The organism is Rheinheimera sp. EpRS3, from assembly GCF_001513785.1.
In the GTDB taxonomy this organism is placed as follows: domain Bacteria; phylum Pseudomonadota; class Gammaproteobacteria; order Enterobacterales; family Alteromonadaceae; genus Alishewanella.
In genome coordinates, this window is the sequence record NZ_LNQS01000001.1 from 1,453,908 (window position 1) to 1,473,932 (window position 20,025).

The 20,025-nt window shown below is 46.5% G+C and carries 19 protein-coding genes; 11 read left to right on the top strand and 8 right to left on the bottom strand.

Annotated elements, in window-relative coordinates:
- The first annotated feature begins 19 nt into the window (after positions 1-19).
- The 9 genes from epd to AR688_RS06600 all read left to right on the top strand — a co-directional run bounded on the left by epd (position 20) and on the right by AR688_RS06600 (position 8,559).
- The gene (gene epd / locus AR688_RS06560) at positions 20-1,036 is read left to right on the top strand and encodes an erythrose-4-phosphate dehydrogenase (RefSeq protein WP_068230731.1); all 1,017 of its coding nucleotides are present in this window, start codon (positions 20-22) and stop codon (positions 1,034-1,036) included.
- 13 nt (positions 1,037-1,049) lie between these two features.
- Complete coding sequence (locus AR688_RS06565) at positions 1,050-2,231, top strand: phosphoglycerate kinase (protein WP_068230733.1); 1,182 nt, start codon at positions 1,050-1,052, stop codon at positions 2,229-2,231.
- 49 nt (positions 2,232-2,280) lie between these two features.
- Entirely contained in the window at positions 2,281-3,345 is a 1,065-nt protein-coding gene (fba, locus tag AR688_RS06570; RefSeq protein WP_068230736.1) for a class II fructose-bisphosphate aldolase, read from the top strand.
- A 247-nt stretch (positions 3,346-3,592) separates the two neighbouring features.
- A complete protein-coding gene (locus AR688_RS06575) occupies positions 3,593-4,363 on the top strand; it encodes a DUF3450 domain-containing protein (protein ID WP_068230739.1) in 771 nt (256 codons plus the stop codon).
- Positions 4,364-4,369: 6 nt separating this feature from the next.
- Positions 4,370-5,737, top strand: a complete 1,368-nt coding sequence (locus tag AR688_RS06580; RefSeq protein ID WP_068230742.1) for a MotA/TolQ/ExbB proton channel family protein — start codon at positions 4,370-4,372, stop codon at positions 5,735-5,737.
- The gene (locus tag AR688_RS06585; protein ID WP_231731979.1) at positions 5,737-6,264 is read left to right on the top strand and encodes a MotA/TolQ/ExbB proton channel family protein; all 528 of its coding nucleotides are present in this window, start codon (positions 5,737-5,739) and stop codon (positions 6,262-6,264) included. The genes AR688_RS06580 and AR688_RS06585 overlap by 1 nt, the downstream gene beginning before the upstream one ends.
- Before the next feature lie 12 nt (positions 6,265-6,276).
- Complete coding sequence (locus AR688_RS06590; protein WP_068230744.1) at positions 6,277-6,681, top strand: ExbD/TolR family protein; 405 nt, start codon at positions 6,277-6,279, stop codon at positions 6,679-6,681.
- 2 nt (positions 6,682-6,683) lie between these two features.
- Positions 6,684-7,301, top strand: a complete 618-nt coding sequence (locus AR688_RS06595) for an energy transducer TonB (RefSeq protein WP_068230746.1) — start codon at positions 6,684-6,686, stop codon at positions 7,299-7,301.
- 1 nt (position 7,302) lies between these two features.
- Positions 7,303-8,559: a tetratricopeptide repeat protein gene (locus tag AR688_RS06600; RefSeq protein WP_068230749.1), complete on the top strand. Its 1,257-nt coding sequence runs from the start codon at positions 7,303-7,305 to the stop codon at positions 8,557-8,559.
- A 63-nt stretch (positions 8,560-8,622) separates the two neighbouring features.
- Here the strand turns inward: AR688_RS06600 and prsR are convergent, their stop codons facing one another.
- The 3 genes from prsR to AR688_RS06615 are packed head-to-tail and all read right to left on the bottom strand — an operon-like array spanning position 8,623 to position 12,825.
- Positions 8,623-9,981, bottom strand: coding sequence for a PEP-CTERM-box response regulator transcription factor (prsR, locus tag AR688_RS06605; RefSeq protein WP_068230752.1), 1,359 nt, complete (start codon positions 9,979-9,981; stop codon positions 8,623-8,625).
- 34 nt (positions 9,982-10,015) lie between these two features.
- Positions 10,016-12,037 (bottom strand): XrtA/PEP-CTERM system histidine kinase PrsK, encoded by a 2,022-nt coding sequence (prsK, locus tag AR688_RS06610; protein WP_068230754.1) that lies wholly within the window; start codon positions 12,035-12,037, stop codon positions 10,016-10,018.
- 41 nt (positions 12,038-12,078) lie between these two features.
- Positions 12,079-12,825: a S1 family peptidase gene (locus AR688_RS06615; protein ID WP_231731986.1), complete on the bottom strand. Its 747-nt coding sequence runs from the start codon at positions 12,823-12,825 to the stop codon at positions 12,079-12,081.
- Between the two features lie 136 nt (positions 12,826-12,961).
- Between AR688_RS06615 and AR688_RS06620 the strand changes: the two genes are divergently transcribed.
- A complete protein-coding gene (locus AR688_RS06620) occupies positions 12,962-13,807 on the top strand; it encodes a patatin-like phospholipase family protein (protein WP_068230757.1) in 846 nt (281 codons plus the stop codon).
- Between the two features lie 45 nt (positions 13,808-13,852).
- Here AR688_RS06620 and AR688_RS06625 read toward each other — a convergent pair whose 3' ends face one another.
- Positions 13,853-14,896, bottom strand: coding sequence for a Leu/Phe/Val dehydrogenase (locus tag AR688_RS06625; RefSeq protein WP_068230759.1), 1,044 nt, complete (start codon positions 14,894-14,896; stop codon positions 13,853-13,855).
- A gap of 239 nt (positions 14,897-15,135) precedes the next feature.
- Here AR688_RS06625 and AR688_RS06630 point away from each other — a divergent pair, with 239 nt between their 5' ends.
- Positions 15,136-15,564: a DUF4826 family protein gene (locus AR688_RS06630; protein ID WP_068230762.1), complete on the top strand. Its 429-nt coding sequence runs from the start codon at positions 15,136-15,138 to the stop codon at positions 15,562-15,564.
- A gap of 77 nt (positions 15,565-15,641) precedes the next feature.
- Here AR688_RS06630 and AR688_RS06635 read toward each other — a convergent pair whose 3' ends face one another.
- Genes AR688_RS06635 through mnmA form a run of 4 tightly spaced genes read right to left on the bottom strand, consistent with a single transcriptional unit; the run spans position 15,642 to position 19,975 of the window.
- Positions 15,642-16,796, bottom strand: a complete 1,155-nt coding sequence (locus AR688_RS06635) for a ribosomal protein uL16 3-hydroxylase (RefSeq protein WP_068230765.1) — start codon at positions 16,794-16,796, stop codon at positions 15,642-15,644.
- Positions 16,797-16,843: 47 nt separating this feature from the next.
- Entirely contained in the window at positions 16,844-18,214 is a 1,371-nt protein-coding gene (purB, locus tag AR688_RS06640) for an adenylosuccinate lyase (protein ID WP_068230768.1), read from the bottom strand.
- An 8-nt stretch (positions 18,215-18,222) separates the two neighbouring features.
- Entirely contained in the window at positions 18,223-18,861 is a 639-nt protein-coding gene (gene hflD, locus AR688_RS06645) for a high frequency lysogenization protein HflD (RefSeq protein WP_068230771.1), read from the bottom strand.
- Between the two features lies 1 nt (position 18,862).
- Positions 18,863-19,975 (bottom strand): tRNA 2-thiouridine(34) synthase MnmA, encoded by a 1,113-nt coding sequence (gene mnmA / locus AR688_RS06650; RefSeq protein ID WP_068230775.1) that lies wholly within the window; start codon positions 19,973-19,975, stop codon positions 18,863-18,865.
- Positions 19,976-20,025 lie beyond the last annotated feature (50 nt).

The window sequence follows — 20,025 nt, forward strand, 5'->3', positions numbered from 1 at the left end:
TGTCATGTAGCGTGGTGTTATGGCAATCAGACTGGCAATAAACGGCTTTGGCCGTATCGGGCGTAATATTTTGCGCGCTATTTATGAAAATGGCTGGCAGCATAAGCTTAATGTTGTCGCTATTAATGAGTTGGCCGATGCTAAAGGCGTAGCACATTTACTAAAGTACGATACCTCACATGGGCGCTTTGGTTTCAGCGTCAGTTCATATCATGGTGGTATTAACGTTGATGGTAAAGATATAGCGTTATTTGCAGAAGCCGATCCGCTGGCACTGCCCTGGAATGAGCTTGACGTAGATGTGGTATTAGAATGTACCGGGGTATTTCACAGCCGTGAGCATGCAAACTGGCACTTAGCTGCAGGCGCCAAAAAGGTGTTGTTTTCACACCCGGCAGATACCGATATTGACGCCACAATTATATATGGCATTAACCAGAGCAGCTTAACGGCGGATATGACAGTGGTGTCGGCAGGGTCTTGTACCACTAACTGCATAGTACCGGTTATTCAGGTGCTGGATCAGCATTTTGGCGTAGAAAGTGGCACTATTACTACTATTCACGCTTCAATGAATGATCAGCAGGTAATAGATGCTTACCATCCGGATTTACGCCGTACCCGCGCGGCCAGCCAGTCGATAATACCGGTAGATACTAAGCTGGCACTGGGTATAGAGCGCATACTGCCGCAATTTGCCGGCCGTTTTGAGGCGATTGCAGTGCGGGTGCCAACAGTAAATGTGACGGCGATGGATTTAAGTGTGACACTGCATCAGGATGTCAGTATCAGCGCGGTGAATCAGGCGTTGCAGCAAGCCCGCTTGGGTGAGCTGGCCGGTATTCTGGATTATACCGAGGAGCCTTTGGTGTCAGTGGACTTCAACCACGATGCGCATTCCTGCATTGTTGATGGCTCACAAACCCGTGTCAGCCACAAACGGCTGGTAAAATGTCTGGTGTGGTGTGACAACGAATGGGGTTTTGCCAATCGTATGCTTGATACGGCGCGAGCCATGATGCAACCGACTTTATAATAAGGAGCTTGAAATGTCTGTTATTCGCATGAGCGATTTGGATCTTAACAGCAAACGCGTGCTGATCCGCGAAGATTTAAACGTACCGGTTAAAAATGGCAAAGTAACTTCGGATGCCCGTTTAAAAGCGGCAATACCTACCATTGAACTGGCACTGAGCAAAGGTGCTAAAGTGATGGTGATGTCGCATCTGGGCCGGCCAGAAGAGGGCGTGTATGACGCTGAGTCATCGTTGCAACCGGTAGTCGATTACCTGGCTGAGGCATTAGCAGCTCCGGTGCGCTTAGCTGCAAATTATCTGGATGGTATCGACATCAATGCCGGTGAAGTAGTGGTGTTTGAAAACGTGCGTTTTAACAAAGGCGAAGGCAAAAACGATGATGCCTTAGCGCAAAAGCTGGCTGCACTGTGTGATGTGTTTGTCATGGATGCCTTTGGCACTGCGCACCGCGCCCAGGCTTCTACCCACGGTGTAGCCAAGTTCGCCCCCGTAGCTTGTGCTGGCCCACTGTTGGTGGCAGAGCTGGATGCATTAGCGGCAGCACTGAAGAACCCGAAGCGGCCGTTAGTTGCTATTGTAGGCGGCTCTAAAGTATCAACCAAACTGACTGTGCTGGAGTCATTGTCGGGTATTGTTGATCAGTTAATCGTTGGCGGTGGCATTGCCAATACCTTTATCGCTGCTAATGGCAATAATGTGGGTAAGTCGCTGTATGAGGCTGATTTAATCCCTGAAGCACAGCGTTTAATGGCACAAGCCAGAGCCCGTGGCGGTAATATTCCGGTACCAACTGATGTTGTGGTAGGGCAGGCATTCAGTGAAACCACCGTTGCCACATTAAAACAGGTAGCTGCGGTAGACGATGCCGATATGATTTTTGATATCGGCCCGGATACAACAGCACAACTGGTTAAAATCTTAAAATCAGCCGGTACTATCGTATGGAACGGCCCGGTGGGTGTCTTTGAATTCGACCAGTTTGCTGCCGGTACTAAAGAACTGGCGCAGGCAATTGCAGACAGTGATGCTTTCTCAATTGCTGGTGGTGGAGATACGCTGGCAGCGATAGATAAATATAATATTGCAGACAACATTTCATATATATCGACAGGTGGTGGGGCCTTTCTGGAGTTTTTAGAAGGCAAAACCCTGCCAGCAGTAGCTATACTGGAACAACGCGCAACCACAAAATAATAAAAATGTCATACTAAAACTGTACCCTAAAAGATTAAGAGAGGATTTCATGGCCCTTATTTCACTACGTCAAATGTTGGATCACGCCGCTGAGTTTAGTTACGGCATACCCGCTTTTAACGTAAACAACCTTGAGCAAATGCGCGCTATTATGCTGGCTGCGGACAAAACCGACAGCCCGGTTATTGTGCAAGCTTCAGCCGGAGCCCGCAAATATGCCGGTGCACCGTTTTTGCGCCACCTTATTCTTGCTGCAGTAGAAGAGTTTCCACATATTCCGGTAGTCATGCATCAGGATCATGGTACTTCACTGGGTGTTTGCCAACGCTCCATTCAACTGGGTTTTTCTTCTGTAATGATGGATGGCTCCTTAGGTGAAGACGGTAAAACACCAATGGATTATGCTTATAATGCCAATGTAACGCGCAAAGTTGTAGAAATAGCGCATGCTTGTGGTGTGTCTGTAGAGGGCGAGTTAGGTTGTTTAGGTTCGCTGGAAACCGGTGCTGCTGGTGAAGAAGATGGCATAGGTGCAGATTGCATACTAAGCCATGATCAAATGCTGACTGATCCGGAAGAAGCCGCACAGTTTGTGCGGGAGACCCAGGTTGATGCCTTGGCGATAGCTTGTGGCACTTCACACGGTGCTTATAAGTTCAGCCGGCCACCAACAGGAGATATCCTGGCGATAGACCGGATTAAAGCGATCCACGAGCGTATTCCGGATACGCATCTGGTAATGCATGGTTCGTCTTCAGTACCGCAGGAATGGTTGCAAATTATCAACGAAAATGGCGGTAAAATTCCGGAGACCTATGGCGTGCCGGTTGAGCAAATTCAGCAAGGTATTAAATACGGAGTGCGCAAGGTCAACATTGATACCGACTTACGGTTGGCTTCTACCGGCGCTATCCGTCGCTATATGACGCAGAACCCGGCAGAGTTTGACCCACGTAAATATTTACAGGCATCGGTAAAAGCGATGACAGAAATTTGTATTGCCCGGTATGAAGCGTTTAACGCTGCAGGCCATGGCAGTAAAATCAAAGCTATATCACTGGACGATATGGTGGCTTTATATGTGTCAGGGAAACTGACGCCGAACATAAAATAAGCTAAAAAATTAATGAACTATAACAAATAGATCCTTATTTGTTTAATAGTGCATAAATTGGGTGCTAAGCCATATAAATAGCTGCATCAGAGCAGACATTCAGACGCCTGTGTTGTATTGACAAGGGAGTTTTTACCTGTAATGATGCGGATGGTTTACCCTCTAACCGAGGGCCTCTCTGTCTGTAAGAACGGTAGGGTCCTTACAACTTCAGGTTACGTTAATCAGCAATAATTGGTTGGGAACTATGTTTAACAATAAAATTCGCAAGAGTCTTGTTGCAACAGCTCTGGCCGGTACTTTCGCCCTTTCGGCGAGTGCACTGGCAACAGATTTAAAAGCTTTGCACCAGGAAGGTAGTCAGATCCAGCGCGCAGCAGTGCAGTCTCAAGAAAAAATTAACACTATATATGAGCAGTCTCAGGAATTATTAGGTGAGTACCGGCAGGTAACTGACCAAACTGAGAACCTGAAAGTTTATAACGACTTTTTAGCAACTTTGGTTACTGACCAGAAGCGTCAGATTGACTCTGTTCAGCGTCAGATTAACGGTCTGGAAGATACCCGTAAAGGTACAGTTCCTCTGATGTTCCGTATGATTGATGCACTGGAAGAGTTTGTTAAAGCTGATATTCCTTTACGCACTGAGCGCCGTATCGCCCGCGTAGAAAATTTACGTGAACTGATGGGCCGTTCAGATGTGCAATTATCTGAGCAATACCGTCAGATTCTGGAAGCTTACAGCATTGAAGTAGGCTACGGTTCAGAGCTGGCATCATTCCAGGGTACTTTGCCACTGAATGGGCAGGAAATTACCGTTGATTACGTTCATGTTGGCCGTTTGGCTTTAATGGCGCTGGCACTTGATGGCAACGCCGGCTGGGTGTGGAACAAGCAAACATCAAGCTGGGATGAGCTGCCAGGTTCTTACCTGACATCAGTATCTCAGTTTATCAAGATGGCACGTCGTGAAGCCACGCTTGAGATGGATCGCGTACCACTTATCGCAGCGGAGTAAGAACACATGAAACAAGCATTTAAGTCAATGTTAATTGCCGCAGCGGTAACTCTGTCCGCTGGTGTTGCATTTAACGCATCGGCCAATACTGAGAAGTTGGACCAATTACTAGAACAACTGAAGAAAGAACGTACTGTTGAAGGTCGTGTTAATCAGGAGCGTGAGCGTGCGTTTCTGGCAGAACGTGCCGATAAGCAGGCGTTACTGAATACTGCTAAAAGACAATTCACTGAAGAAGAAAACCGTGGTAAGCGTTTACAAAAAGAATACGCTGATAACGATATTCTGATCGGTCAGAAACAGCAGGAATTAGAAAGTGCATTGGGCACAATGGGCGAGTTGTTTGGTGTTGTTCGCCAGTCAGCTAACCAGTCTATCGGTACTATCACTGGCTCAATCGTTAGTGCGCAGTACCCAGGTCGTGATGTTCCTCTGCGTACAGTAGCGTCAGCAACAGAGCTGCCTACTTTGGGTGAAATGGAAGACTTGTGGATGGCATTGCTGACCGAGATGACTGAGTCAGGTAAAGTTGCCAAGTTTGATGCTCAGGTAGTTAAGCTGGATGGTGGCGTAGAAACAAAGCGTGTAACACGTTTTGGTACTTTCCATCTGACCACTGATTCTGAGTATCTGATCCTGAACAATGATACTGATCAGGTGCAGCCATTAGGCCGTAACCCACAGTCAAAAATTCATGATTCAGTTTCTGCATACCATAACGCCAGCAATGGTGAAATTACCGGCATTTACTTAGATCCGACTAAAGGTAACAGCTTACTGCGTTTAAACCAGCAGCGTTCAACTCTGTTTGAATATTACCAGGCTGGTGAAGAAGTTGGTTATATCATTACTGCAGTATTCTTTATCGGTATGCTAATCGCTCTTGAGCGTATTATTGTTCTGAGTGTTGTTGGCGGCAAAATTCGCTCACAGCTGAAGAACCTGGCTAACCCGTCTGATAATAACCCGCTGGGTCGTATTTTGCGTGTTTACCACGAGAACAAAGCAGCTGATGTCGAAAATCTTGAGTTAAAACTGGACGAAGCTATTTTACGTGAGACGCCAAAAGTAGAGCGAGGAATAGGTTTAATTAAATTATTCTCCGCGGTTGCTCCATTACTGGGTCTGTTAGGTACTGTTATCGGTATGATTCTGACATTCCAGCAAATTACACTATACGGAACAGGTGATCCGAAGTTAATGGCCGGTTCAATCTCTCTGGCGTTGGTTACAACTGCTCAGGGCCTGGTTGCTGCGATCCCATTATTATTCGTTCATGCGCTGGTAGCTTCAAAAGCCAAGTCAATTCTGCACATTTTAGATGAGCAGGCTGCTGGTATTATTGCTGCGCATGCGGAGAAGGAGAAAGCCTAATGATACTCCAGCTAGTAGAGCTGTGGGAATCTGTTCAGGATTTTATCCATACTGGTGGCAACGTATTATACGTTGTCGCCCTGGTACTCTTCATCATGTGGGTATTGATGATAGAGCGGTTCTGGTTTCTTAAGGCTGAATATCCGAAGCTTAAAAAGGATATTATTGCCCGCTGGGATGCCAGAGCAGATACCACATCATGGTATGCGCATAAGATCCGTGATTGCTGGATTTCCGAGGCGTCAGATAAATTAGATCAGCGTATGCTGCTCATTAAAACCTTGGTTGCACTGTGTCCACTGGTTGGATTGTTGGGAACGGTTACCGGGATGATTGCTGTGTTCGATATTATGGCGACACAGGGAACTGGTAACCCAAGAACCATGGCAACAGGTATCTCTATGGCAACTATACCGACAATGTCGGGTCTGGTTGCGGCGATATCAGGTGTATTTTTCAGTGCGCGGTTAGACGTTCAGGTGAAGCGAGAAAAAGCAAGCCTGGCCGACAGCTTACCGCATCATTAAAGAGAGTTTTTTATGGCCCGCAAACGTATTCGCGAAGCTGAAACGGCAGAGATCGATATTACGCCGATGATGGATATCGTTTTCATCATGTTGATCTTCTTTATCGTTACCACGTCTTTCGTAAAAGAGGCTGGTATTGATGTAAATAAACCTGAAGCTGCTCAGGCGCAGAAGAAGCCAAGCGCAACTATCTTTATCGCTATCCGTGCAAACGGTGAAATATGGATGGATAAGCGCGTAGTGGATGTTGAGCGTGTTTCAGCAAACATTGAACGGCTAAGAGCAGAATCACCAACAGACACTATTATCGTGCAGGCAGATGAAGAAGCTAAACACGGTATAGTGATGGAAGTTATGGATCAGATTAAAGCTGCTGACCCATCTCTGGTGATTAGTATAGCCGGGGAGACTAAGTAATTATGGTACGTTTCCTGACATCGTTAATAATCGGTGGTGTGGTAACGTTTCTGTTGTTCTTAATGATGGCCACTTTACTTAAGTCGAGTGGCGATCGTAAAGCGGTTGAGCAAGAGCGTATTGTTATTGAAATTAACACTACGCCGCCTGACTCAGAGACACAGACCCGGCGGCCACCACCACCACCACCACCACCACCACCGGCTCAGCCGCCTAAAGCGCCTCAGCCAGAGCCAGATACAGCTAACGCTGCGGGGGCGATAGGTTTTAATATGCCTGGGCTTAACTTGGGTGCAGGCGCAGGTGCCTTAGGCGATCCGTCCGGCATGATGCGCGATGGTGATGCAACGCCTATCGTTCGTATTGAACCACGCTATCCGGTACAAGCAGCACGTGATGGTTTACAAGGCTGGGTTAAACTTCGTTTCAGCATTATGGAAGACGGTAGTGTTGATGAAGTTGAAGTAATTGAAGCAGAGCCGCGCCGGGTGTTTGACCGTGAAGCTATACGTGCACTGCGCCGCTGGAAATACAGCCCGAAAGTTGTTGACGGTAAGCCGCTAAAGCAAACTGGTCAACAAGTTCAGCTGGACTTCACACTAGATATGACAGGGGGTTAATATGAAGAAGTTTAAAAAACTTACCTCAGCTCTTGTCGTAATGACAGTTTTAGGAGCTTGTTTACCGGTTTCTGCAGCTGTACAGCCTAATATGGCAAAAGTAGAAGAACGAAAAGCCCGTAAGACACAAATTGTTGGCGAGCGGGTTGGTAAAGTTCTGGTTAGTGCCTTTGAGCTGTATAACGAAGAAAAATTAGACGAAGCAATAGCCTTGTTGCTTGATGCTAAGTCTAGCAATGAGTTTGATACTGCTACGCTTAATCGTTTTTTGGGTAACTTATATGCTACCAAGGACGAAAAGCAGGCAATAAAGTATCTGACTTTAGCGGTAAAACCAGATGTGCTGACGTTTGCTGATCAGTCTGCGTCCATGAAGTTGCTGGCAGATATGTTGTTGCAAGACAAGCAATATCAAACGGCAATAAAAGCGTATGAAGACTGGATGATGTTCACTGGTGAGCAGAATTCAGATGCCTATATGCGGATTGCTAATGCTTACTATTTAATGGACCAGCATTCTAAGGTTTTGGCTCCGGCAGATGATGCAATTCGTTTTGCAACTAAGCCAGTTGAAGGACCTTACCAGCTTAAGATGGCAGCATTGTATGAAACGAAACGCTACAAGGAGTTAGTAGCAGTAGTGGAAACGATGGTGCAGCTGTTCCCGGAGAATAAGCAGTTCTGGGTCTATCTGGGTAACTTTTATACCTTGACTGAAGAATTTGGCAAATCACTGTCTACATTGCAATTAGCTTATTCGCAGGGCTATCTGGAAAAAGACTCTGAAGTAAGAATGTTAGCGCAGATGTATGCCAATAATAACATCCCTTATAAAGCAGCTTCTGTAATGGAAAAGCACATGAAAAGCGGTTTGGTTAAGAAAGATAAAACCAATTTGACTTTTATTGCTTCTAATTATCAGTCTGCTCGAGAGTTTTTAAAGGCTGCTAACTACTATGGCGAAGTTGCTAAGCTGACGAATGATGCTGATGCTTACCGTCGTCAGGGTTCTGCTTACTCTGCTGTGCAGAAATATAATGAAGCTATTGCTGCTTATGACAAAGCATTATCAATGAATGTTGATAAACCAAGCGGTGTCTATATGAGCTTAGTGGATGCTTATTTCTATCAGAAGAAATATAAAGAAGCTTATGCTGCATTGATGAATGCGAAGAAAGATCCTGCTATGTCGCGTCAGGTACGTGGCTGGGAATCTTACATCAAAGATAAAGCGAAGCAAAAAGGCATTACGCTGTAATAAAAAACCCCACTGAAGTGGGGTTTTTTTTAACTATCATATGCAGATTTCAGCTTTAGCAGTTCAGATTTCGGCTTCAGCATTTCTTAAATCGTGCAGGCGATACTTATCTATTAATGCATAAAGTGTTGGTCTGGTGATACCCAATAAGTCGGATGTTTTAGATAAGTTGCCGTTCGCCAGGGTGTAAGCCTGGCGTATTGCCTGTGTTTCTGCTTGTTCTCTTACTTTACGCAGTGTGCTGGTTTTTACCATTTCTTTGCTACTAAGGCCAAGATCATCAGCAGTAATCAATTTGCTATCTGCCAGGATTACGGCTGATTTAAGCTTATTTTGCAGTTCACGAATATTACCTGGCCACGGATGCTGCAGCATGGCTTGCATAGCACAGTCTGAAAAGCCCTGTACATGGCTGTTAAACTCTATATTGAATTTCGTTAGTAAAGCTTTCGCGATAACAATAATATCGTGGCCACGCTGGCGTAGCGGTGGGATTGCCAGGGTGATTTCGCTTACCCGGTAGTATAAATCTTCGCGGAAACTTTGTGCTGCAACCATTTCCGCCAGATTACGGTGTGTTGCACAAATTACCCTGACATCGACTTCTATTTCCTGGCGTCCGCCAACACGCTCGATAACCCTTTCCTGTAAAAAGCGTAGCATCTTGGCTTGCAGGCTTAACGGCATGTCGCCAATTTCATCCAGCAGCAGTGTCCCGCCGTTAGCACATTCAATTTTGCCTAAGGTGGTTTTATTAGCACCGGTAAATGCGCCTTTTTCATAGCCGAATAGTTCACTTTCCAGCAGATTTTCTGGTATCGATGCGCAGTTAATGGCTACAAAAGGTTTATTTACCCTTGGACTTTGTCGGTGAATCGCTCTGGCAAATACTTCTTTACCAGTACCACTTTCTCCAAGCAATAAGGTGGTAATCTCTGTCGGGGCGATTTTCTCTACTGTGCGACAGGCGCGCATAATGGCATCACTGTTGCCAATAATATCGCTGCTTGTCACTCCGGCAGCTTTTAGTGCCTGATTTTCTGTTTCTAACTGGCTAAGTTTAAAAGCTCTGGTCAGGATCACATTTAACACATCGATATTAATCGGTTTTTGATAGTAGTCATAAGCACCCAGCGCGACAGCTTTAAGCGCATGATCGTTATCATTACTGCCGGTGATGACAATAACTTTGCAGTTTGGCTGCATTGACAGTATTTCACTTAAGCAGGCTAAGCCTTCTGTCGCATTTGCCGGATCGGGAGGTAAGCCAAGATCGAGTGTGACAACCTCTGGCTCATATCGCCTTAGTTGTGTCAGTGCTGAAGAGCGATCCTGAGCAAACACCAGTTCATAATCCGGTAAACTCCATTTCAGCTGCTTCTGGATGCCAATATCATCTTCTATGACCAATAAGGTCTTCATAAAACAGTCCTTGTATTTACATCAATAAACGTGATTAGTGTAAAGGAAGAATAAGCGTAAAGGTAGTTCCCACTCCTTCTGTACTCTCTACCTGCAACTGGCCATTATGCTGTCTGGCAAAGTGTAGCGCATCATAAGCGCCTACGCCCATACCCGCATTACCTTTTGTTGAGTCAAATGGCTTAAATAAGCGCTCGCTGATAAATTCTGCGGACATCCCGCAGCCAGTATCCTGAATGCTGATATACAGCTGTGAGTTGTCACAATTCACATCGACCAGTATTTGACCCTCGCTGGCTGTAGCATGCTGGGCATTGTCAATCAGGTGATAAAGCACACTGGAAAAACGCTCTTTGTTTATCAGTAACTGAGCATCACGGCTGACGGTGTATTGAGGTACTGGTTGTTTGGCTGCACAGCGCTGAGTAATGACCTCATGCACAACGGTTGAGATATTGACCATAGTATCCTGATTGGACTCTGCACGTTTGCTGCTCAGTTGCGATAGCATATTCTGTAAGCGTTGCTGCATAGCGGCGAGAGTATCGAAGCTGTCGTTAATAAACTCAGGATTAGTCCGGTGCTTTATACTGTTTGTCAGCATTAAATCGATTTGCGCTTTGATATTTTTTAGATCGTGTACAACAAACGCTGACATGCGGCTAAATGCCGCGAATTGGGCGTTTTCACTGAGTTTCTGACTGGCTTGCATTAACTGCAGGTAGCTGGATATTTGCTCTGCCACCAGCATCAGGTAGTCACGAAGCTCCCAGTTGAGGAATTGGCGATCGACATCCGGTGCGTTTATCAGGCACAGACCCCAAAGTTCATTGTCGGAGTGGATGGGAATGATTAATTGGATATCAATGTCACTTAAGTTATGTTTTTGACAAAACGGGTCTTTTTTATCTGCCAGATCGACTATCCAGTTTTTACCGGCAAATTGTTGTACATATTGTTGTAGTAATTCAGTTTCACTGTCATTCAGTGCAGGGCGGTTAATACGGGCCAATGTGGTTAGCGCAGAAGTTCCTTCCAGTTTGACCAGGCAACCCCGGCTGTAACTGACAGAGTTTATCCAGGTTTGCAAAATAGTCTGGTATTGATCTGACTTGGTAATATCGACAAGCCGTAGTTGTCGTGTCAGTTCAAGCCATTTCACACGATAATCAAACTTATTGGCAAAAAAATGTTTTTCAATAAATACTTTTAGCTTGCGTCTTACTGCGCCCGATAGCAGCAATACGGCCAACATAGCAAAACCCAGCACTAAAAAGGTAGTTTGCAGCAGGTTTGACCAGGTGCCGCCGATATAACGAATATAAAAGCCTGCAACTGCGATAAGGCACAGATAGATACCTGCAGCAAGCACCAGCGAACTTTGTAGCACAATGTCGCGTGACACATAAACATTGATGCCCCAGGCTTGTACGCGTCTGACAGAAATAATCAGCAGTGGCACTATGGCAGCGTAAACAAAACCACGGGCTGACCAGAGCTGGTTATCTACCTGCCCGAATAATGCCGACTCAGCCAGCAAAACGAAGTCAAACAATGCGCAAACGGTTATGCCCAGCACCAGGGGTTTATATTGCCAGCGGTTAGCAGCGGCTTTACGGTACATTGTTTCCAGCAGTGCCAGCTGTAATACACAGATAGCCAGGCTGCCGGTAAAAATCAGGTTCATCGAAATCAGCTGCAAATAGCTCAGTAACCCCCAACAGCTGATAATTAAGATTAGCAACTGCACTGAGCGCTTTTTTAACAGCAGGCTTAGTGATTGTTCGGCACTGCCAAGTGCTGCCAGTAAAAACAACAGCAGCACCAGGTTTCGGCTGAGCTCCAGTAGTAACGATACCGGTGTAACGTAGGGGGCAAAGCCTGTCAGCATGTAATAGGCCGCCCAGACTGTGTTAAACAGTGACCAGGCAAGCAGCAAGGAGCGTGGCAGGTTTTTAACCCGGGTGGCCAGTGTCAACAGAAAGAAAAACAAGTTAGCAACGCAGGCGAAACCAAAGCCAATCCGATCCAACGCTAATTCTGTCAGTAATTCCATCTGCGTCTATCCATAAAAGCTGAAAATGTATTTGGAGCGGTTTATTGTCTTAGCAAAGGCAGCAAAAACTTTACCGGAATTGCATAAGTGATGCCGCTTGGGTCACTCAGTACCGCTTCCCGTGTCGATTTTACATAAACCTTATTAATAATACCGATCACCTGAGCTGTATTGGCATCAAACAAAGGGCTGCCGCTATTGCCCGGATAAGCTGTTGCATCTAACTGATATACCATAAAAGGTTGTCGCAGTTGGCGCAGCGCAGACGCTTGCAACTGACCAGAATGATCCGCAGGAATTGCGATGGGTGTTACCGCGGAAATTATACCTCTGTGGGTGGCGGGGTATAAGCCCAGTACTGCGGTAATAGGGAAACCGGTAAAGGCGATTTCAGTGCCTTCGTTGATAAAGTCAGCGTCAGCCAGAGTTGCCGCAGGCAGTTTGGCTTCAATCGTCAATACCGCTAAGTCATGCACTGTTTGGGTTTTAGTGTCGGTAATCTGGTGGATTTGTATATTGTCTGCCTGGCCGGATAAAACAACATAGGATTCGTTGCGTTTTACATCAGGTGCTTTGGCAATAACATGGTAATTAGTAATTATTTTACTGCCATCGGCTACAACAAAACCCGTGCCAACCAGCCGGACGCGGGGGGATGCCAGCGGGCTAAACACGCCTATAGCCACGACAGAGGGTTTTATTTTTTTGATGCTATCCTGCAGCGTAGCTTGAGCCGGTAAGGCCAGATGCCACAGCAGTGCAATACACAATAGTGCTTTATACATCATTCAGACATTCCCTATCTAAGTTATTGTGTTAGGGCACTATACTAGCTCAATTTGGTTGAAATAGCTGCAGTGTTATATGGCAAGCAGCAGAATTTGCCCCATACTAAGGAGCGGATGTTCAGGCAAAGGATGCTGTATGCCAATCAGTACAGGCAAAGAGATAGTACCCATCTTCTCGGGGGGCGGCACCCGGTTGAGTTGTTATATTGGCATATTACAGGCATTGCAGGATATGCAATTTCGTTTCCGGCATCTGGTTGGCGTATCTGGCGGTAGTATTGTGGCAGCGCTCTATGCTACCGGCTGGGACCTTGCCAGCCTAAAAGCGCTGGCATTGCAAACTGATTTCAGGCAGTTCTGGAGCTTTTCAGTTACGTCATTATTGCGCACCGGTGGTTTATGCAACGGTGATAAATTTGAAGCCTGGTTGGACCAACAATTACAAGGTGTAACCTTCGCTAATTTGCCATATGACTTACATGTGCTGGCGACCGATATTAACGGTGGTGGCCCTGTGGTGTTTAACCGGCTGCATACGCCACACCTTAAAGTTTCAAAGGCGGTGCGCTTTTCTATGTCTATTCCGCTGTTTTTTTCGTTTCAGCCGTTTAAAAATCATATTATGACCGATGGGGTGATATTGTCTGAAGATGCATTGCACCATGACTGGTCTGGCTCGGGGCTGCCGCTTATTTGCTTTCGGTTAAAAAGTGACGCTGAAGCCAAACCTGTGCAAACCAGCCGTTATTTCCCTCTGGTATCATATATTTATATGCTGATCCGCACCTTTATGAGCGCAGTGTCACGTGAGTATGTACACGCCGAATACTGGCATAATACGATAGTGATCAATACCGGCAGCATTTCAGCAGTAGATTTTGCCCTGACAGCAGAGCAGAAGCTGGAACTGTTTAATACCGGTTATCAGACAGCCAGCACTATAGTGCCGTTAAAGTTGGCAGGGTTATTTGATACGCAATAAAAAAGCCACTGCAAAAGTGGCTTTAAGATAGATTGCGTTAAGCGATTATTGCTTGTTGCGACGAATGATTTCCTGCGCCATTAAGTCAGCCACCAGGCTGGTAGCTTGGTTTTCAGCATCAGCACGCTGGAAAATATTCAGCAGAGTATCGTAGATGGCGTTTACTTTCGCAGTGGATTCTTCAACGCTGTAACCTTGCGGCCGCATTTCAGAGGCAACATTAATAATACCACCAGCGTTAATCACATAATCCGGTGCATATAAAATACCTTTTTCGCGTAACACATCACCGTGGCGGGCTTCTTTTAACTGATTATTGGCACAACCGGCAACCACGCGGGCTTTAAGCTGCATTATGGTGTCGTCGTTAACTGTAGCACCCAAAGCACAAGGAGCATAGATATCGGCCTCCGCAGCATATATCTCATCCAGAGCTACAGCAACAGCGCCAAACTGGCTTACAGCGCGCTGTACGGCATCCTGATTAATGTCGGTAACAATTAATTTAGCGCCTTCTTTGTGCAGGTATTCACATAGATAGAAACCCACACTGCCAAGGCCCTGCACCGCGACAGTTTTACCGGTTAAATTGTCCGAACCAAACTGATGTTTTGCCGCAGCTTTAATACCACGATAGGTACCCAGAGCTGTAAACGGTGCGGGGTTGCCGCTTTTACCTTCCAGACCGGCAACAAAAGGGGTTTCTTTATTGACGATCATAATATCGCCGGTAGTGATATTGACGTCCTCGGCACTGTAGTAGCTGCCAGATAAACGATGGATCATACGGCCAAAAGCACGGAATAATGCTTCGGATTTGATTTTTTTCGCATTGCCGATAATAACGGATTTACCACCACCTAGAGGTAAGCCTGCCATGGCATTTTTGTATGTCATACCGCGGGATAAACGCAGAACATCATTCAAAGCAGCTTCGTCGGATACATAGTCCCATAAGCGGCAACCGCCTACAGCCGGGCCAAGTGCTGTGCTATGCACGGCAATAATTGCTTTTAAACCGGTTTCTGCATCGCTGCAAAACACAACCTGTTCATGATTATCGAATTCAGAATGATTAAATACTGCCACGACTGATTTCTCCGTTTATTGATAGCCTGAAATACTCAGGCCACTGTGCCTGGTTAGTGGCCGCGTTGCCGGCGGCATTTTTGCGCGGCGAAATGTAGCATTTCAACCTGGGTTTCACCAGAATCAAACCAAAAAAATATCTGGTCTGTCCAGGCGATTGTCGACAATATATGACAACACTTGATTGTCGGTGGCGAGTCACCTAAAGTAGCAGAAATTTAAAAGCAGGACGTCGTATAATGAGTGAGCAGTTAACTCAGCAACAAATTGAACAAGCCCGCGCTGAATGGGTAAGAGCGCAGTTCCAAAAAGCAAACGAGTATTTAGCCAGCAAAGGTATTGTGCCAGACAACGTTGCTGCATCAGAAAGCCGCTATTTGCCACCTTATATGGCGGTATGGAAATTAAATACGAAAGATAAACAATCATATTGGGTAATAAGCGGCGACTTGCCGACTGATCATATGGCGTTTGCTGCAGCCCCTAACGCCAGAGATGCGGTAAGAGCATTTTCCATGCATTGGCAGCTAAAAGCCCAGCAGATTATTGATGCCGGTATTACAGATAAAACCCAGCAGGATTTTGCCAATTTGCTGATTAACCGCGCGCACAACCTTTACGATATGTTCAACGAAGATCAGCTTTGGCAGGCCGAAGCTGTCAGTTAACTGTATTTATTGCTTTACGAATAATAAAAAACCGCATTATCTGCGGTTTTTTATCAGCTTTTTAATATGCAGTGCATTTACTCACTAAAATACCAGTAGCCCTGGTTAATTAAGCTGGTCAGCAGCATTAGCCGCTCGGCTGACTGGTTAAAATGCAGGTTGTGCTCCGATTGCAGCTCAGTGTGATCGCACAATAACTGTGCCGTTAGCAGTTCATCTGGTGGCAAGATGGTCTGCTCACCGTTAATAAACAGCAGAATATCGCTATTGGTGTTTTGCTGATAATAACAGCAGCGCAGCCCGCCCGTACGGCTTAATACTGAACCTTCGTCAAGGTATTCGCCAATTTCGTCGGCGCCGTAATGCGGGTCGGGCTCGTTTAAATCCAGCTCATGTTTGGCTCGGGTAATTAAACTGCCAAACCAATGCGGTAGCATGGTTTTATCATTTACCAGCTGTTGTAATAACTGCTGCACTTTGCTCAGATCATCATCTGTAATAACACCAACCGATTGCGCACTACTGCGCCCTGCATCGCTGAAACGCTTACCCGTGATATCATGATCAATCAGATGATCGGCCAGGCCGGTAAGCAGATCTTTTTGTGCCGGAGCGCGAAAACCAACTGAATAATTCAGGCTGTTCTCAATGCTAATGCCCTCATGCGGGCAGCCGGGCGGAATATACAGAATGTCGCCAGGCTCTGTAATAACGTCGATACAGGCTGTAAACGGGCTAACCTGCAGTAAACGCGGGTGTGGGCACAATTGCTGCAGGCTGGTATCTGGCATACCAACACGCCAGTGACGTTTGCCTTCGCCCTGAATAATAAACACATCGTACTGGTCCAAATGGGGGCCGACACCGCCGCCTGGCGCTGAAAAGCTGACCATCAGATCATCAATACGCCAGTTGGGGATAAAACGAAACGGGTCCAGCAGTTTAGCGGCTTGTGGATGCCAGTGATCAACGGCCTGCACCAGTAAGGTCCAGTCTTTTTCACCAAAAGCAGAGAAATCTTCAAATGGGCCGGTTTGTATATCCCATTGTTTATCAATACAGCTGACTATGCGTGACTCAATTTCTTCTTCCAGTGCCAGGCCAGCCAGTTCATCTGCTGTTAGCGGGTCGGCAAAATGTTTAAAACCGCCTTTAATCAGCAATGGTTTTTTTTGCCAGTATTCATTAAGAAATTCAGTGATGCCAAGTTCAGCCAAATTTAATTGATACATTTGATATTCCTGAGAAAAAAGGCGCTGAATTCAGCGCCTTTAGCCTGTTACTGTAGCGTGTCGGTTATTTCTACCGCAGCACCAATATAATTGGCCGGAGTCAACTGCTTAAGTTGCTCTTTTACCTGGTCGGGCAATGCCAGCTTTTCAATAAACACATGTAAGTCTGCCTGGGTAATGCGCTTGCCGCGGGTTAACTCTTTGAGCTTTTCATACGGCTGTTCAATAGCGTATTTACGCATAACAGTTTGTACCGGCTCGGCCAGCAATTCCCAGTTAGCATCGAGCTCGGCGCGCAGGTTAGCCTCGTTCACTTCCAGCTTACTGATGCCTTTTAACGTGGCCTGATAGGCAATAACAGTATAACCAAAACCCATACCCAGATTACGCAGCACGGTAGAGTCGGTCAGGTCACGTTGCCAGCGTGACACCGGCAATTTAGCTGACAAATGATTAAACAGCGCATTTGCAATACCCAGGTTGCCCTCTGAGTTTTCAAAGTCGATCGGGTTAACTTTGTGCGGCATGGTAGAAGAGCCAATTTCACCGGCAATAGTGCGCTGTTTAAAGTGCCCCAGCGCAATGTAACCCCAAACATCGCGATCAAAGTCGAGCAAAATGGTATTAAAGCGGGCTACAGCGTCAAACAGCTCGGCGATATAGTCATGCGGTTCAATCTGGGTGGTAAACGGGTTCCAGCTTAAGCCTAAACCGGTGACAAACTGCTCTGACAGCTGATGCCAGTTAAGCTGTGGGTACGCGGATAAGTGCGCATTGTAGTTACCCACTGCACCATTAAGTTTGCCAAGAATTTCTACGCTGGCAATCTGATCACGCTGGCGTTTTAAGCGCATATAAACGTTAGCCATCTCTTTACCCATGGTAGTAGGGGAGGCTGGCTGGCCATGCGTGCGCGCCATCATCGGTACGGTTTTATGCTCATTAGCTAACTGCTTAATGGCCTCTAACAGCGCATCACATTGCGGTAGTAATACGTTAGCACGGGCTTCGCTTAACATCAGGCCGTGCGATAAATTGTTGATATCTTCTGAGGTACAGGCAAAGTGAATAAATTCACTGATTGCAGAGAGTTCAGCGTTTGCGGCCACTTTTTCTTTTAACAGGTACTCAACCGCTTTAACGTCGTGGTTGGTGGTGCGTTCAATTTCTTTTACCCGCTCAGCGTCGCTTAAGCTGAAATTGTCGACAATGTCATTCAGGACAAGGTTAGCCTCGGCAGATAAGGCTGGCACTTCAGCAATCTGGGTTGTCGCGGCAAGTTGCTGTAACCAGCGCACTTCTACCATCACGCGATACTTAATTAAGCCAAACTCACTGAAGTAGTTGCGTAAATCTACAGTTTTGCTGCCATAGCGCCCGTCAACGGGGGAAATAGCGGTTAGGGCATTCAGTTGCATACAGGCTCCTATAAGCTTGATGAGGGCAGTTGCGCAAGCATGTCTTTTGCTTGTGCGACCAGCTTGCGACGTTTAAAGATAAAATTAAGACGGCTACCACCGGCCTGGCGCCATAATACTGCTGAGCGGATGGCGGCTAATAACAGCGCCCTTACTTTGTGCTGTACGGCAGGTAGTTTAAGTAATTCGGGTTGGCCATAGATCTGAATACGGCCACCTAAACTGCTGATACAGTCAGAATAGATATCGGCCAGATTGGCCAGCATGTTGTCATCAGTAATACGGAAATGCTGTAACTGCCGCTCTAAATGCTGCAGTTTATCGCCCAGCTTTTTCAGATTAGCCGGTGTTTTGCTCAGTTTACGCTCCAGCGCCAGTACGCCAACAATATAGCGCGTCAGCTCGACATCTTTTTGTGGTTTGTCGCCCAATTGGTCAACAATAAGCTGTAAACCGGTTTTCAGGTTGGCAGGCTGGTTGCCATATATTTGCAGCGGATCTTCAGCATCGACAACGGCAACGCTGTGTAGCATTGTGCTCAGAAGCTCTTTATCTACGGTGGTACTGCGGGCGACCGTTTGCACCAGTTTCAGCGCCTGAGTTAACCCGGCCAAAGCGATAATTTGTGTTGAAAGAGAATATTGCATATCAGTTCAGAGCCACATCTATAATGCCGCCGCCAAGGCAAACATCGTCAAGATAAAATACGGCCGACTGGCCTGGCGTTACTGCTTTTTGTGCTGCATCAAACAGTACCGTTACCGTGCCGTCGGCATTGGGAGTTAAATTGCAGGGAATATCAGTCTGGCGATAGCGGGTTTTTACGGTGCAACGCAGCGCTTGCTGCGGGCCTTTACGGTCGGTCCAGTGCAACTGGTTAGCGATTAAACCTTTAGACAGTAAACCCGGATGGTCATGGCCCTGAGCCACAATTAGCTGGTTGGTATCCAGATTTTTGCCAACTACATACCAGGGTTCATCGCCGCCATCGCGCAAGCCGCCAATGCCCAGGCCTTTACGCTGGCCGAGGGTGTGATACATCAGGCCTTCATGGCGGCCAATAATGTCGCCGTCGACCGAAACGATATCGCCCGGTTGTGCCGGCAAGTATTGCTGCAGAAAATCTTTGAATTTACGCTCGCCGATAAAGCAAATACCGGTGCTGTCTTTTTTATCATGGGTAACTAAACCCTGCTGCTCAGCAATAGCACGCACGGCGGGTTTTTCCAGTTCGCCCACCGGAAACAGCGTTTGTGCCACATGCTCTTCACCAATGGTGTAGAGGAAATAACTTTGATCTTTATTGTTATCCAGCCCGCGTAATAACTGCCAGTGGCCATCAACATAACGCCGCTGCACATAGTGGCCGGTGGCAATATAATCTGCGCCCAGCGCTTCGGCAGCAAACTCGAGGAATGCTTTAAATTTAATTTCTTTATTGCACATGATGTCTGGGTTAGGGGTGCGGCCGGCTTTATATTCAGCCAGAAAGTACTCAAAAACATTGTCCCAGTACTCTGCAGCAAAATTCACCTTATGCAGCACTATACCCAATTTGTCACAAACAGCCTGTGCATCGCGCATATCTTCAGCGGCAGCACAGTATTCGTCGTTATCGTCTTCTTCCCAGTTTTTCATAAACAGGCCTTCAACCTGATAACCCTGTTGTAGCAACATGTAGGCTGAAACGGAAGAATCTACGCCGCCGGACATGCCGACGATGACTTTTTTACTGCTGTTAGCTGAGCGGGTATCTGGCATAGCACTGCACTTTTGAAGGCCGGAAAAACAAGGCGCGGATTATACATTAA